This is a genomic window from Streptomyces sp. NPDC032091, assembly GCF_055580265.1.
The window spans coordinates 171292-187146 of the sequence record NZ_JBVILR010000009.1; the positions used below are offsets into that span (position 1 = coordinate 171292).

A 15855-nucleotide genomic window follows, 5' to 3' on the forward strand; every position below is an offset into this window, starting at 1 on the left:
TTGATGATCGTCGGCGCCAGGTGATCTTTGCTGGATAGCCGGTTCCCCCGGGGCAACGGGAGGGTTGCTCCTGTTGCCCCAGAGGCTCCGGTGGCAAGCCTAAAGCGTGTACTCGGAAGAGTTACTCGCCCTTGGCCTTCGCGATGATCTCCTCAGCGACGTTCCGGGGAACCTCGGCGTAGGAGTCGAACTGCATCGAGTAGCTGGCGCGACCCGAGGTCTTGCTGCGGAGGTCTCCGACGTAGCCGAACATCTCCGAAAGCGGCACGAGGCCCTTGACGATCTTGGCTCCGTGACGGTCCTCCATGGCCTGGATCTGGCCACGGCGGGAGTTGATGTCACCGATGACGTCGCCCATGGACTCCTCGGGCGTGGTGACCTCGACGGCCATCATCGGCTCAAGGAGCACGGGAGAAGCCTTGCGCGCGGCCTCCTTGAAGGCCTGCGAACCGGCGATCTTGAAGGCGAGCTCGGAGGAGTCGACCTCGTGGTAGCCACCGTCGAGAAGCGTGACGCGGACGCCCGTCATCTCGTAGCCGGCCAGGATGCCGAACTGCATGGCCTCCTGCGCACCGGCGTCGACCGAAGGGATGTACTCCTTCGGCACGCGGCCACCGGTGACCTTGTTCACGAACTCGTACGCCGGACCATCGGCGTCCGTGATCGGCTCGATCGCGATCTGCACCTTGGCGAACTGACCGGTACCACCGGTCTGCTTCTTGTGGGTGTAGTCGTGACGCTCGACGGCCTTGCGGATCGTCTCGCGGTACGCGACCTGCGGCTTGCCGACGTTGGCGACGACCTTGAACTCGCGCTTCATACGGTCGACCAGCACCTCGAGGTGCAGCTCGCCCATACCGCCGAGGATGGTCTGGCCGGTCTCCTCGTCCGAGTGGACGTGGAACGACGGGTCCTCTTCCGCGAGACGCTGGATGGCGACACCCAGCTTCTCCTGGTCGCCCTTGGAGGCGGGCTCGATGGCGACCTGGATGACCGGAGCCGGGAAGTCCATGGACTCCAGGATCACGGGCGCCTTGTCGTCGCACAGCGTCTCACCGGTGGTGGTCTGCTTCAGGCCCATGACGGCGACGATGTCGCCGGCGCCCACCGCGTCGATCTCCTCACGCTTGTTCGCGTGCATGCGGTAGATCTTGCCGATGCGCTCCTTCTTGCCCTTGACGGAGTTCAGCACCGCGGTGCCGGCCTCCAGGCGGCCCGAGTAAACCCGGACGAAGGTGAGCTTGCCGAGGTGCGGGTCGCTCATGATCTTGAACGCGAGCGCGGCGAGGGGCTCCTCGTCCGACGGCTTGCGCTTCACGACGACCTCGGCGTCCTTGACGTCGTGGCCCTCGATGGCCTCGATGTCGAGCGGCGACGGGAGGTAGCGCACGACGGCGTCGAGCAGGGGCTGGACGCCCTTGTTCTTGAACGCCGTACCGCAGAAGACCGCGGTGATCGTGGGCTCGCCCTTGCCCTTGCCGGAGCCGAGGATGATGCGGCGGACGGCCGCATGCAGCTGCTCGGCGGTGGGCTCGACGCCCTCCAGGAACAGCTCCATCATCTCTTCGTCGTTCTCGGCGACCTGCTCGACGAGGGTGGCGCGCCACTCCTCGGCCAGCTCGGTGTGCGAGGCCGGGATGTCGACGACGTCGTACATCTCACCCTTGGTGGCCTCGGCGGACCACACGAGGGCCTTCATGCGGACCAGGTCGACAACGCCCTGGAAGTCCGCCTCGGCACCGATCGGCAGCTGCATCACGATCGGAACCGCGCCGAGGCGGTCCTTGATCATGTCGACGCAGCGCATGAACTCGGCGCCGGTACGGTCGAGCTTGTTGACGAAGCAGATGCGCGGGACGCCGTAGCGGTCCGCCTGACGCCAAACGGTCTCGGACTGCGGCTCCACACCGGCGACACCGTCGAACACGGTGACGGCACCGTCGAGGACGCGGAGCGAACGCTCCACCTCGACCGTGAAGTCCACGTGACCCGGGGTGTCGATGATGTTGATGGTGTGGTCGACGTCTTCGAGCGGCCAGTGACAGGTCGTCGCGGCGGACGTGATGGTGATGCCGCGCTCCTGCTCCTGCTCCATCCAGTCCATCGTGGCAGCGCCGTCGTGGACTTCACCGATCTTGTAAGACACACCGGTGTAGAACAGGATGCGCTCGGTGGTGGTCGTCTTGCCCGCGTCGATGTGGGCCATGATGCCGATGTTGCGCACCTTGGCCAGGTCAAGCGAAGTGGTAGCCATAAGGCTTCAGTCTTCTCTCGGTCTCGATGTGGGTTGCGACTACCAGCGGTAGTGCGCGAAGGCCTTGTTGGACTCGGCCATCTTGTGCGTGTCCTCGCGCTTCTTGACGGCCGCACCGAGGCCGTTCGAGGCGTCGAGAAGCTCGTTCATCAGGCGCTCGGTCATGGTCTTCTCGCGGCGGGCGCGGGAGTAACCCACGAGCCAGCGGAGGGCCAGGGTCGACTGGCGACCCGGCTTGACCTCGACGGGGACCTGGTAGGTCGCGCCACCGACACGGCGGGACTTGACCTCAAGCGACGGCTTGACGTTCTCCAGCGCGCGCTTCAGCGTGATGACCGGGTCGTTGCCGGTCTTCTCGCGGAGGCCTTCCATGGCGCCGTAAACGATGCGCTCGGCGGTGGAGCGCTTGCCGTTCAGGAGGATCTTGTTGATGAGCGACGTCACCAGAGGAGAGGCGTAGACCGGGTCGATGATGACCGGGCGCTTCGGGGCGGGGCCCTTACGAGGCATTCTTACTTCTCCTTCTTGGCGCCGTAGCGGCTGCGGGCCTGCTTGCGGTTCTTGACAGCCTGGGTGTCAAGCGCACCGCGGATGATCTTGTAACGAACACCCGGCAGGTCCTTCACACGGCCACCACGCACGAGCACGATCGAGTGCTCCTGCAGGTTGTGACCCTCACCCGGAATGTAAGCGGTGACCTCGATGCCGGAGGTCAGACGCACACGCGCGACCTTACGGAGCGCCGAGTTCGGCTTCTTCGGGGTGGTCGTGAACACACGCGTGCAGACACCACGACGCTGGGGCGAAGCCTCAAGCGCGGGGGTCTTCGTCTTCTCGACCTTGTCCTGCCGGCCCTTCCGGACCAGCTGCTGGATCGTAGGCACTACTTCTCCGGTTTCTGTGTGCCGTGTAGTGAAGCTAACCTGGAACTTTCCCGACCCACGCGGTCGGGTGTGTCGGATCCGGCGGAGCTCCGCGCAAGCACGGAGACGCATGAATCTCGGTGGCCGATACGGCTCGCCGTGCGGTTGATGGACACGCACAGGAGCCCAGGCACACCCCAGGCACAAGGTCTGAGCGTACCCACCGCATCCACTCCGGTCAAAACATAGGCCCCGGAGCCACCGCCCGCACGGCCGCGCAGCTCAGGCGCCCCTTGGGTGTGGCCCGCCCGAGCCGGGGCGGCCGTGCGCAGGCCACACCGGCATGGTAGGGCGGGCGAACTACACTGCCAGCGAATCCCAGCGAGTCAGTTCAAAACGTACGAGCGCCAGGAGCAGGACATTGGGGACGGTCACCTCGGAGCCGACGACGGCCGGAAGCCCGCCCTCCGGGCCCCCGCCGCGGCGGGGGCGCGCCCTCTCCCGCCTGTACGGGCCCCTGCTGGCCTTCCTCCTCACCTCGGGCGCCTTCTGCGCGGCCTGGGCGGCCCGCGGCAGCTTCCCCTTCGGCAACACCGGCCGGGCCGTCAACGACCAGGCCAACCAGTACGTACCCTTCCACCGCGCCCTGTGGGACCTCGTCCACGGGCAGGCCGCCGGCGACGTCCTGTTCAGCTGGCGCGGCGGCTTCGGACAGCAGTTCCTGTCCGACTACTACACCTACCTCGGCAACCCGTTCTCCTGGCTCGCCGTCCTCGTCCCGCGCGCCCACGTCGACCTGGCCGTCTTCCTGATCACCCCGGTGACGATGGGCGCCGCCGCCGCGCTGATGACGGTCTACCTGGGCAGGCTCCAGGCCGGCCCGTGGTGGCAGCGGGGGGTCCTCGGCGCCTGCTACGGCCTGTGCGGGTGGGCGCTGAGCGACGCCTCGTACATCCCGATGTGGCTGTGGGGCCTGGTCGCCCTCCCCCTCCTCGGCATCGCCGTGGAGTGGTGCCTGGAGGGCCGGCGCTGGCCGGGCGCCGCCCTGCTGGTCGCGCTCGCCTGGTACGGCAACTTCTACACCGCGATGATGGCCACGATGGCCGCCTGCGTGCTGCTCGGCGTCCGCCTGCTCACCCTGGAGATGACGGGGGCGCAGCGCCTGCGCGCCGTGTGGCGCGCGGCGACGGCCGCCGCGACGGGCATCCTCCTCACCCTCCCCCTGCTCCTCCCGTCCTTCCTCTCCAGCGGCGCCTCGCAGCCGACGAAGGCCGCGGCCTTCGACCCGGTGCGCATCGACGTCTTCCTGGCCGGCATGCTCCCGGCCACCCACCTGTGGGGCGGCCGGCCGCGGCTGTACGTGGCCTCGCTGGGCCTGATCCTGGCGGGCTCCTTCCTGCTCAACACGCGCATCGCCGCCCGCACCCGCCTGGTCTGGGCGGCGGCGACCCTGCTCGTCCTGGTCTCGTTCCAGTTCCCGCCGACCCAGTACGTGTGGCACGGCCTGGCGGTCCCGAACGGCAACCCGTACCGCGAGGCCTTCGTGTTCAGCGGGATGGTGGTGGTCCTGGCCTGGCTGGCCCTGGCCAACCGGCCGCGCCCGCTGCACCTGGCCCTGGCGGCCGGCCTCCTCGTCGTCGCCACGTTCGTCCTGCGCCACACCGACGACTTCGGCGGCTGGACCTGGCCGGCGGTCCTGGCCGGCGGCGCCGTCTCCCTCCTGGCCCTGACGCTCCTGTCCCTGTCGGGACGGCACCGCGCCCTCCTCCCCCTGGCGGCGGTCCTCATGATCGGGGTGGTCTTCGCCGAATCCACGGTCGCGGCGGCGAACGCGGACGCCCGCCGCTCCCGCGAACGCTGGGCGGCGCCGGCCGCCACCTCCAGCCGCTCGATCACGAACCACTACGAAGCGGTCCGGATGGTGGACGGCTGGCCCGCCTACCGGACGGACTCGGGCGCGCCGCAGACCTCGTACAACGACGCCCTGGCCCTCCGGGCCGAGGGCCCGCAGTACTACAGCAGCTACCTCCCGGAGGCCACGTACCAGGCCCTGGAGCCCCTGGGATACGGCTACAAGAACGACGGCCGCACCTTCTTCGGCGCCGACAACCCGGTCCTCGACGCGATCTTCTCCATCGGCGCCCGCGTCCGCCCGGGTACGGCCCCCGGCACCTGGACGGCGACGAAGCAGCCCGCCCCTCCCCTGGTCACCCTCCGCCCCGCCCCCTACACCTCCCCCCACCCGGCGTCGAGCGTCTGGGCCCGCCAGGAGACGGTCCTGGGCGCGACGCTCTACGAGGTCCCGGACGCCACGCGCACCGGCACCGCCACCTCCCAGACGTACACGGCCACCTGCACCCCGGGCTCAGAGGCCTACTGGTACTCCCCCGCCCTCTACGGCACCCTCCGCACCGGCGACCGCACCCTCCCCCTGGAGGACCGCATGACCGGGGTCCTCCCCCTGGGCCCGGTCCCCGCGTCCGGCACGGTCACCGCGACGGCGGAAACCCGCACCGAAGACGCCACGGCGGGCCCGAACCCGATCGGCTGCCTGAACCGCACGGCCCTGAACACCCGCGTCCACGGCCTCACCACCACGGGCGCCACATCGGTCCGGGTGGGCGGCCACACCATCGAGGCCACCCTCCCCCCGACCGCCACCGGCACCGCCGTCTTCGCGATGACGGACATCCCGGGCTGGCAGTGCACCGCCCCCACGACGAACTTCCACGGCCTCCTGGCCATCCCCATCCCCCCGGGCACCCACCACCTCTCCTGCACCTACACCCCGAGGGGCCTCACCCCAGGCCTGACAGCAGCCACCCTGGCCCTCCTCACCCTGGCCTCGGTCTCCACGACGGGCTACGTCCGCCGGCGGCGCGAACGCGTCTGACCCCCGGCAGGACCCGGCCCCGGGGCGCCAATCCCGCCGTTTCCGCAGACCGGAGGGCCCCTGGGTCAGTAGATTGACCGCCCGCGATGGATCGGGGGGCCACATGGATCCGGCATACCTCCCGGGCGACGGAGGACTGGACGACCGCGTCCCGTTCCTGGCCCGCCTGGAGAACGAGGACGGCACGGCGTTACGCAAGCTGGGGCGCGAGCTGCAGTTCGCTCCACGCTCCCCCTTGATCCAGCAGGACGAGCCGTCCACGCACGTCCTGCTCATCCTGAGCGGCTGGACCAAGGTCACCGCCTCGGCGCCCACCGGCTACCAGGCCCTCCTGGCGCTGCGCGGACCCGGGGACATCGTCGGCGAATCGGCCGCCGTCACGGGAAGTCCACGGTCGGCCACCGTCACCGCACTGGAACGGGTCCGGGCGGTGGCCATCGACCACCGGGCGTTCCGTGAGTTCCTGGCCGGCAGCCCCTCGGCCTCCTTCACGCTCCTCGGCCTGACCGCCGAACGCACCCGCGCCTCGGACCGCCGGCAGCTGGCCCACGCCTCGATGAGCGTGCGCGAACGCCTGGCGACCCTGCTGCTCGACCTCGCCCGCACCCACGGCCGTCGCGGCACGGAGGGGGTGGACATCGCCGTACCGCTGACCAAGCAGGAGCTGGCGGGGGCGGTCGGGGCCTCACGCGAGATGGTCCAGTGCGCGCTCAAGGACCTCCGCGACCGGGGCGTCGTCTCCACCGGACGCCGCACGGTGGTGATCGTCCGGCCGGACGTCCTGCGGCGGATCGGCCGCCTCGACGCCTGAGCGTTCAGTGCACACGGTCACAGTCGCAGTGGGTCATCTGCCCTCACACCGCGCCCGCCGCCGCCCCCACCCTGGAGCGGCACCGGAAAGCGACCTGGGAGGCAGCCATGACCCACCCGCTCAACCGCACCCTGCTCCTGCTCGACATCGAGAAGTTCAGCGACCGCGACGACGTGGAACAGACGTACCTGCGCCGCATGCTCTACGACGTCGTCGAGCGCGTCCTGCAGTCGGCCGGCATCGACCAGACGCTCCACCTGCGCGCCGACCGGGGCGACGGCGTACTCGTGATGATCGACGCGAACGCCTCGCTGCCGCTGCTGCTGCGCGTCCTGCTCACCGAGGCCCCGGCCCGGCTGAGGGAGGTCAACCGGATGGCGTCGAGCGCGGCCCAGATCCGGCTGCGCGCGGTGGTCGCCACCGGCTTCGTCACCGTCGACGCCGTCGACGGCTGGGTCGGCACCGACCTCAACCAGGCGTGCCGCCTCCTGGACGCCGACACCTTGCGCGCCGCACTGCGCGAGGGGAGCTCGGACATCGCCCTGTGCGTGTCCGAGTCCGTACACGCGGGGATCGTGCGCCACGACCACCAGGGCATTCCGGCCGACTCCTTCCATCCCGTCACGGTGCAGAGCAAGAACGGTCCCCTGAAGGCCTGGCTCCACGGCCCGGTGCCCGCGGCGGCCGGCGCCGCCCCGCCCGCGCAGGACCCCGCGCCCGCGCGGCGGCAGGACCGGGCAGCCGCCGACGGGGGCGGCGCGGTGGAGTTCCACGGCACGAACAGCGGGGTGGTCGCGGGACAGATCAACGGTCCGATGATCCAGGGCGGGGTGATCAACGGCGGAGTCACCTTCCACGGGACCCCGGGTGACGGCCGATGACCACGCCCGCCCCGGATCACGCCGACTCCAAGGCGGACGCGGACAAGCAGGCCGAACCCGCTGATCAGGACGGCCCTGACCAGGGCTCCGACGAGAAGGGTGCCCCGCAGCGGGAGGAAGCCCCGCCGCAACGCGCCTGGGACACCCTGCGCGACATCGTCCGGCACGCCCCGGCCTCCGCCCGGTTCACCGGGCGCAACAGCGGGGTCGTCGCCGGCGAGATCAACGGCAACGTCACCAAGACCGAGCACCACTACTACGGCTCCTCCGGCCCCGCCCGGACCTCCGGGGAGATTCCGGGAGAGGAGCTGGACCGGCTGGCCCTCACGTTCGTCTCCGAGGGCACCCCCTTCGAGGAGCTCGTGGAGCGCCTGCGCAAGGAGCGGGTCCTGGTGCTGACCGGCGTTCCCTCCACCGGACGCCGCACCGCCGCCCTGATGCTGCTGCGACGGGCGGGTGCGACCCCGGTGCACGCGATCGACCGGGAGACGACCCCGGGCGCGCTCCTGGAGCAGATCCAGAAGGGCGAGGCCACCGGCCACGTGCTGTGTGACCTGGTGACCTCCCGCCAGGAGCCGCTCCGCGAGACCCATCTGCTGTCGCTCCGCGACCACCTCCTGAAGCACGACGGCCACCTCGTGATCACCACGGGTCTGCGGCCCTGGATCGAGGAGGACGTCCGCACCTGGTCCTGGACCGCACCGAAAACGGAGGGCCTCCTCCGTTCCCACCTGGAGCGGGCCGTCGGTGAACCCACCGCACGCAGGCTGCTGGAACTGTCCGAGACCCGCACGTTCCTCACCCGCGCCCACCAGCCGCGCGAGGTGGTCGCGTACGTCCACGAGCTCCAGCGCTTCGTTCAGGGGGAGGTCCAGGAGGACGCCCTCCGGGAGAAGACCGCGGAACTGCTGGACGAGCAGGTGCGGAAGTGGTTCGAGGCCGACGATGCCACGCTCCACCTACGGGAGAAGGCGTTCCTCATCGCCCTCGCCGCGTTCGACGCCGGCCCGTACGCCCTCACCGCCGAACTCAGCGACCTGCTGTTCCAGGAGCTCCAGGCGACCGTCGACTCCGGCCGGCCCAAGGCCGTCCCCGTCTTCGGCACCCATATCCACAACCGGCTGAGGACGGCCCGCGCGCGCCCCTACCCGGCCGAGGAGGTGACCGAGTGGGGTCCCGTGGAGCAGCTCAAGGCCGAGTTCCTGGACAGCCGCACCGCCTTCGTCCTGCTGCGCGAGGTGTGGACGGGCCACCCCTCGGCCCGTCCGGCCCTGGTCGCCTGGCTCGGAAAGCTCATCGTCGACGGCCGGCCCTTCGTCCGTACCCGGGCCGCGGCCACCGTCGGGGCGCTCGCCTTCACCGACCTGCCGTCCGCGATGGCGCTGGTCATCGAGCCCTGGGCGCTGTCCCCCAACGCCCAGCAGCGGGTCGGAGCGGTCGGCGCCCTGGCCCTGGCGCACCGGGTGGGGGCTCCGAACATCCTGCGGATCACCGACAGCTGGACCGCCGACGACGCCCCGAGGCTCTCCTGGGTGGGCATCCGGGTCCAGGGCCTGCTGGGCGCCGAACGCCCCCGCGAGGCGCTCGCCGCGCTCCGTGTCCAGGCGCGCAAGCAGTACGTCCCCGACGGGCGCGGACCGCTGGAGAACGAGATCGCCCAGTCGGTCGAGCTGCTGCTGCTCTCCGAGGCGGCGGAGGACGTCCTCTCCGAGGTCCTGCGCACCCTGGACGACCATCGCTCGGTGTTCCAGGTCTCCGTGGCCGGGTTCCTCGGCGCCTGCGGGCACATGGGGGAAGAGACGCCCGACCTGCCGCTCGTCCTGCGCACGTACCGGCGGGCCCGCCTCGACGGCACACCGGCCGCCCACGGGATCCCCAGGCTGTGGAGGGCCGCCCTCGGCGACTCCGCCTTCACCACCAACGCGCTGGACGTCCTGCGCGGCTGGGTCCTCGCGGCCGACCGGGACGACGCCACCTCCTGGGCCCTCGCCGACCTGCTGCCGAAGCTGGCGGACGACGCCACCGCGCGACAGCGCATCGAGCACCTCCTGCGGACAGTGCGCGGCGACGACGGCGGCCCGCGCCCGGCCGCGGCAGACGACCTCCTCACGGCCCTGCACCGTGCCTGACCCCAAGGAGCCCCACATGTCACCGGCACACTTCGACTGGTTACAGGCCGCCGACCGGCACTCCGAGCTGATCGACCCGGTCCTCAGCGTCCGCCAGCTCGCCTGGTGGGACCTGCGGCGCAAGCGCCACACCCGGTTCGACCACTGCCTGGTCTACGCGACACATCAGGGCGAGTACGTGGAGTTCCGCCCACCCCACCGTCCCAGAGCGACCGCCCGCTACAGCGCCGTGTACGAGGTGGACCTGGGCGTCCACTTCGTCCGTACCGAGCTCGCGCTGCCCAGCGCGAACGACGCCCTGGAGTTCCAGGCCGAGGTCGAGCTGCGCTGGCAGGTGGAGGACCCGATCCGCTTCGTCGGCAGCGGGCAGCGCGACGTCCCGGCACTCCTGCGGGGAGAACTCGAACAGCGCGCACGGGGCCTCGTACGGCGGCACCTGGTGACCGACAGCGCCGCCGCCGAGGCAGAGCTCCTGGAATCCGCCGCCGACTGGCCCCGGCTCGGGGCGGAGGCGGGCCTGAAGACGGCCTGGACGCTGCGCCTGCGCCGCAACCAGCAGGCGGTGGAGCACCAGATCCACCTGCAGGCCATCGGACAGGACGCCGAGGCCAAGATCCTCGCCGACGTCCTCGGGCAGGACGCGGACGCCGCGGCCGAGCAGCGCAGGGCCGCCCTCCTGCGGCTGCAGTCCGAGAAGGTCGGCCTGTACGAGCACTACCTGGAGCAGGGCGGGGCCCGCGCCTGGGCCTGGTACCTCAGCCAGAGCCCCGAAGACACCCAGACGGTGATGGCCAATCTGCGGGAGGACCAGAGGCAGCTGGTCCAGACGCAGCTGGACCTGGTGACGAAACTGTTCGAGTCGGCGGAGGCCGAGACCCACGAGTTGGCGGAGCCCCGAAGGCACGCCTTCCGGGCACTGACGGAGGTCCTCACCCAACGCTTCCCGGGCAGCTCGGCCGACGCCGCGTCCGGGACGACCGACCAGCCCCCCGTCAAGGACCTGCCGCCCGGCTACGGCCTGACGCCCGTCGACCCGGCCAAGGGGTGACCGTGGACAAGGATTCCCGGCCCGGCGACGACCTCGCCTACCGGCACGCCCCCGGCACCCGGGTCCACTACCGGGCGCGGAGCCGCGCCACCGACCTCGCGGCCGTCGGCCGCCTCGCCCTCCACCTGCCCGGGGCCCTGTTCAGCCTGGTGCTGGTCGGCCTGCTGGCCCGCGGTCTCCAGTCCGCCACCGGTCTTCCGTACGGGGTGCCCCTCGGGCTGTGGCTCGCGGCCGGGGCCCTCGCGTTCCACCGGCCCGCCGAAGCCCTGCTCGCCCGGTACCTGCTGCGGCTCGGGCGCCCCCTGCCGCACGAGCTGGCCGTCCTGGCACCCGTATGGCGCGAGGTGACGGCCCGGGCCGGAGTGGACGGCAGCCACTACCAGCTGTGGATCGAGGAGAGCGGGGAACTGACGGCTTCCGGGGCCGGCGGGCATCTCGTCATCGTCACCAGGCACGCGCTGGAGACCCTGCCGACCTCCCAATTGGCGGCGGTCCTCGCCCACGAGCTCGGGCACCACACCGCGGGGCACTCCTGGGCCCAGCTGCTGGGCTGGTGGTACGCGCTGCCCGGCAGGCTCGCCGGGTGGGCGCTGGCCGCAACCGTCCGCTCGGGCCGGCGCGCGGTCGGGGGCGTGCCGACGTACGCCGTCGTGGCGGCGGCCGCACTCGTCGGCCTGGCCGCCTACCGGATGCTGACGCTCACCCTGGGCCTGCCGCTGCTCCTGGCCGCCCTGCCCTTCCTGATCGCCGCCGTGGGCCGCCGCACCGAACTGCGGGCGGACCGGCACGCCGCAGCGCTGGGCTTCGGGCCGGACCTCGCCCGGGTGCTCACGGCCCAGCCGGAGGAGGACGGGGCCGGCCTGCTGCGGCTCCTGCTCGCCCCGCACCCGCCTTCCCGCACCCGCCTCCACCACCTCCAGCGGTACCTGGAGCCCCGGGGCCGGTAACGCCGCAGGGCGGCCACCCTGTCGGGTGACCGCCCTGCGGTTGCTACGCGTCTGCGACTCAGCCGTTGTACGGGCCGTAGTCGTAGTCCTCCAGCGGGACAGCCTGGCCGGAGCCGGTGCCGAAGGGGGAGTAGTCGATGTCGTCGTAGCCGACGGCCGAGTACATCGCGGCCTTGGCCTCCTCGGTCGGCTCGACCCGGATGTTGCGGTAGCGGGACAGACCCGTACCGGCCGGGATGAGCTTACCGATGATGACGTTTTCCTTGAGGCCGATGAGGCTGTCGGACTTGGCGTTGATCGCCGCGTCCGTCAGGACTCGGGTCGTCTCCTGGAAGGAGGCGGCCGACAGCCAGGACTCCGTCGCCAGCGAGGCCTTGGTGATACCCATCAGCTGCGGACGGCCGGAGGCGGGGTGACCGCCCTCGGTGACCACACGACGGTTCTCGGTCTCGAAGCGGGAGCGCTCGACGAGCTCGCCCGGGAGGAGCTCCGCGTCGCCGGACTCGATGATCGTCACGCGGCGCAGCATCTGCCGGATGATGATCTCGATGTGCTTGTCGTGGATCGACACGCCCTGCGAGTTGTAGACCTTCTGGACTTCGCCGACCAGGTGGACCTGGACGGCACGCTGGCCGAGGATGCGCAGCACGTCGTGCGGGTTGGTGGCACCCATGGTGAGCTTCTGGCCCACCTCGACGTGGTCGCCCTCGTGCACGATGACCTTGGCGCGCTTGGAGATCGGGAACGCCGTCTCCTCGCTGCCGTCGTCGGGCGTGATGACGATCTTCTTCGTCTTCTCGGTCTCCTCGATCCGCACGCGGCCGGCGGCCTCGGAGATCGGGGCGACACCCTTCGGGGTACGGGCCTCGAAGAGCTCGACGACACGCGGCAGACCCTGCGTGATGTCGTCACCGGCCACACCACCGGTGTGGAAGGTACGCATCGTCAGCTGGGTACCGGGCTCACCGATGGACTGGGCGGCGATGATGCCGACCGCCTCACCGATGTCGACCAGCTTGCCGGTGGCCAGCGAGCGGCCGTAGCAGAAGGCACAGGTGCCGACGGCGGACTCACAGGTCAGGACCGAGCGGGTCTTGACCTCCTCGACGCCGTTCGCGATGAGGGCGTCGATGAGCACGTCACCGAGGTCCACGTTCGCCGGCGCGATGACCTTGCCGTCGATGACGACGTCCTCGGCCAGCATGCGGGCGTACACGGAGGTCTCGACGTCGTCCGCCTTGCGGAGGACACCCGCCTCGTCCTTGGTACCGATCTTGAGCTTGAGGCCGCGCTCGGTACCGCAGTCCTCCTCGCGGATGATGACGTCCTGCGAGACGTCCACCAGACGACGGGTGAGGTAACCCGAGTCGGCGGTACGCAGGGCGGTGTCCGCCAGACCCTTACGGGCACCGTGCGTGGAGATGAAGTACTCCAGAACGGTGAGGCCCTCACGGAAGGACGCCTTGATCGGACGCGGGATGGTCTCGTTCTTCGCGTTCGACACCAGACCACGCATACCGGCGATCTGTCGCATCTGCATCATGTTTCCTCGGGCACCCGAGTCAACCATCATGAAGATGGGGTTCGTCTTGGGGAAGTTCGCGTTCATCGCCTCGGCAACCTCGTTGGTCGCCTTGGTCCAGATCGCGATGAGCTCCTGCGTGCGCTCGTCCTTGGTGATCAGACCGCGCTCGTACTGCTTCTGGACCTTCTCGTCCATCGCCTCGTAGCCCGCGACGATGGCCTTCTTGGCCTCGGGCACGACGACGTCGGAGATGGCCACGGTGACGCCCGAACGGGTCGCCCAGTGGAAGCCGGCCGCCTTCAGGTTGTCGAGCGTCGCCGCCACGATGACCTTGGGGTAGCGCTCCGCCAGGTCGTTGACGATCTCGGAGAGCTGCTTCTTGCCCACCGAGTAGTCGACGAACGGGTAGTCCTCGGGCAGCAGCTCGTTGAAGAGCGCGCGGCCCAGGGTGGTCTTCAGACGGAAGCTGTCGCCCGGCTGGAACTCCTGCTCGCCCTCTTCGGCGACCGGCGGCACCCAGCCGCGCGGCGGGATGGTGCCCACCGGGAAGCGGATGTCGACGGACGACTGCAGCGCGAGCTCGCCGGCGTCGAACGCCATGATCGCCTCGGCGGTCGAGCCGAACGCGCGGCCCTCGCCCTTGACGTCACGGAGCTCACCGTCGGTGGTCAGGAAGAACAGACCCAGGACCATGTCCTGCGTCGGCATCGTGACCGGACGGCCGTCGGCCGGCTTGAGGATGTTGTTCGAGGACAGCATCAGGATGCGGGCCTCGGCCTGCGCCTCCGCGGAGAGCGGCAGGTGGACGGCCATCTGGTCACCGTCGAAGTCCGCGTTGAACGCGGTGCAGACGAGCGGGTGGATCTGGATGGCCTTGCCTTCGACCAGCTGGGGCTCGAAGGCCTGGATGCCGAGACGGTGCAGCGTGGGCGCACGGTTCAGCAGGACCGGGTGCTCGGCGATGACCTCTTCGAGCACGTCGTACACGACCGTGCGGCCGCGCTCGACCATGCGCTTCGCCGACTTGATGTTCTGCGCGTGGTTCAGGTCGACCAGGCGCTTCATCACGAACGGCTTGAAGAGCTCCAGCGCCATGGCCTTGGGCAGACCGCACTGGTGCAGCTTCAGCTGCGGACCGACGACGATCACGGAACGCGCGGAGTAGTCCACGCGCTTGCCGAGGAGGTTCTGACGGAATCGACCCTGCTTGCCCTTCAGCATGTCGCTGAGGGACTTGAGCGGGCGGTTGCCGGGGCCCGTCACCGGGCGGCCGCGACGACCGTTGTCGAAGAGCGCGTCCACGGCCTCCTGGAGCATGCGCTTCTCGTTGTTCACGATGATCTCGGGGGCACCGAGGTCGAGAAGGCGCTTCAGGCGGTTGTTGCGGTTGATGACGCGGCGGTACAGGTCGTTGAGGTCGGAGGTCGCGAAGCGGCCACCGTCGAGCTGCACCATCGGACGGAGGTCCGGCGGGATGACCGGGACGCAGTCCAGAACCATGCCCTTCGGGCTGTTGCTGGTCTGCAGGAACGCGGAGACGACCTTGAGGCGCTTGAGCGCACGGGTCTTCTTCTGGCCCTTGCCGGTACGGATGATCTCGCGGAGGCGCTCGGCCTCCTCCTCCAGGTCGAAGGACTCCAGGCGCTTCTGCAGAGCAGCCGCACCCATGGAACCGTCGAAGTACGTGCCGAAGCGGTCACGCAGCTCGCGGTAGAGGAGCTCGTCGCCCTCCAGGTCCTGGACCTTGAGGTTCTTGAAGCGGTTCCACACCTCGTCGAGGCGGTCGATCTCGCGCTGGGCGCGGTCGCGGAGCTGCTTCATCTCGCGCTCGGCGCCCTCGCGCACCTTGCGGCGCACGTCGGCCTTGGCGCCCTCGGCCTCCAGCTCGGCCAGGTCGCTCTCAAGCTTCTTGGCGCGGCCTTCGAGGTCGGCGTCGCGGCGGTTCTCGATCTGCTGGCGCTCGACGGAGACGTGGGCCTCCAGCGACGGCAGGTCGCGCTGACGGCGCTCGTCGTCGACGAACGTGATCATGTACGCGGCGAAGTAGATGACCTTCTCAAGGTCCTTCGGCGCGAGGTCCAGCAGGTAGCCCAGGCGCGACGGGACGCCCTTGAAGTACCAGATGTGGGTGACGGGAGCGGCGAGCTCGATGTGGCCCATGCGCTCACGACGCACCTTGGCGCGCGTGACCTCGACGCCACAGCGCTCACAGATGATGCCCTTGAAGCGGACACGCTTGTACTTGCCGCAGTAGCACTCCCAGTCCCGGGTCGGACCGAAGATCTTCTCGCAGAAGAGTCCGTCCTTCTCGGGCTTGAGGGTGCGGTAGTTGATGGTCTCCGGCTTCTTGACCTCGCCGTGTGACCAGGTTCGGATGTCGTCCGCGGTGGCAAGGCCGATCCGCAGCTCGTCGAAGAAGTTGACGTCGAGCACTGTGCGTCAATCCCTCTTTCGGGGTCGAGTCTCAATCATGGTCTGAACGGTCCCGGGGGCGGCCGGGGGAT

Annotated in this window: 10 protein-coding genes; 6 read left to right on the forward strand and 4 right to left on the reverse strand. The window is 70.0% G+C overall.

Annotation, left to right across the window (positions count from 1 at the left end):
* Window positions 1-121: 121 nt before the first annotated feature.
* The 3 genes from fusA to rpsL are packed head-to-tail and all read right to left on the reverse strand — an operon-like array spanning window position 122 to window position 3138.
* Window positions 122-2254, reverse strand: coding sequence for an elongation factor G (gene fusA / locus ACZ5NJ_RS17260; RefSeq protein ID WP_042812323.1), 2133 nt, complete (start codon window positions 2252-2254; stop codon window positions 122-124).
* 39 nt (window positions 2255-2293) lie between these two features.
* Entirely contained in the window at window positions 2294-2764 is a 471-nt protein-coding gene (gene rpsG / locus ACZ5NJ_RS17265; protein ID WP_007265894.1) for a 30S ribosomal protein S7, read from the reverse strand.
* Between the two features lie 2 nt (window positions 2765-2766).
* Window positions 2767-3138 (reverse strand): 30S ribosomal protein S12, encoded by a 372-nt coding sequence (rpsL, locus tag ACZ5NJ_RS17270; protein WP_007265893.1) that lies wholly within the window; start codon window positions 3136-3138, stop codon window positions 2767-2769.
* 400 nt (window positions 3139-3538) lie between these two features.
* On the opposite strand from rpsL, the gene ACZ5NJ_RS17275 reads away from it, so the two are divergent.
* From ACZ5NJ_RS17275 to ACZ5NJ_RS17300, 6 genes are all read left to right on the forward strand, one after another.
* Entirely contained in the window at window positions 3539-6010 is a 2472-nt protein-coding gene (locus tag ACZ5NJ_RS17275; RefSeq protein ID WP_468765724.1) for a YfhO family protein, read from the forward strand.
* A gap of 103 nt (window positions 6011-6113) precedes the next feature.
* A complete protein-coding gene (locus ACZ5NJ_RS17280) occupies window positions 6114-6821 on the forward strand; it encodes a Crp/Fnr family transcriptional regulator (protein ID WP_468765726.1) in 708 nt (235 codons plus the stop codon).
* A 107-nt stretch (window positions 6822-6928) separates the two neighbouring features.
* Window positions 6929-7702, forward strand: a complete 774-nt coding sequence (locus ACZ5NJ_RS17285; protein ID WP_468765728.1) for a hypothetical protein — start codon at window positions 6929-6931, stop codon at window positions 7700-7702.
* Entirely contained in the window at window positions 7699-9831 is a 2133-nt protein-coding gene (locus ACZ5NJ_RS17290; RefSeq protein WP_468765730.1) for a hypothetical protein, read from the forward strand. Before ACZ5NJ_RS17285 ends, ACZ5NJ_RS17290 begins: the two co-directional genes overlap by 4 nt.
* A 16-nt stretch (window positions 9832-9847) precedes the next feature.
* On the forward strand, window positions 9848-10879 hold the full coding sequence (locus tag ACZ5NJ_RS17295; protein ID WP_468765732.1) for a hypothetical protein: 1032 nt from the start codon (window positions 9848-9850) through the stop codon (window positions 10877-10879).
* A 2-nt stretch (window positions 10880-10881) separates the two neighbouring features.
* Window positions 10882-11826: a M48 family metalloprotease gene (locus ACZ5NJ_RS17300; protein WP_468765734.1), complete on the forward strand. Its 945-nt coding sequence runs from the start codon at window positions 10882-10884 to the stop codon at window positions 11824-11826.
* 58 nt (window positions 11827-11884) lie between these two features.
* Here the strand turns inward: ACZ5NJ_RS17300 and ACZ5NJ_RS17305 are convergent, their stop codons facing one another.
* Window positions 11885-15784 carry a DNA-directed RNA polymerase subunit beta' gene (locus ACZ5NJ_RS17305; protein WP_042818551.1) on the reverse strand — a complete coding sequence of 1300 codons (3900 nt, stop codon included), beginning with the start codon at window positions 15782-15784 and terminating at the stop codon, window positions 11885-11887.
* Window positions 15785-15855: the final 71 nt, after the last annotated feature.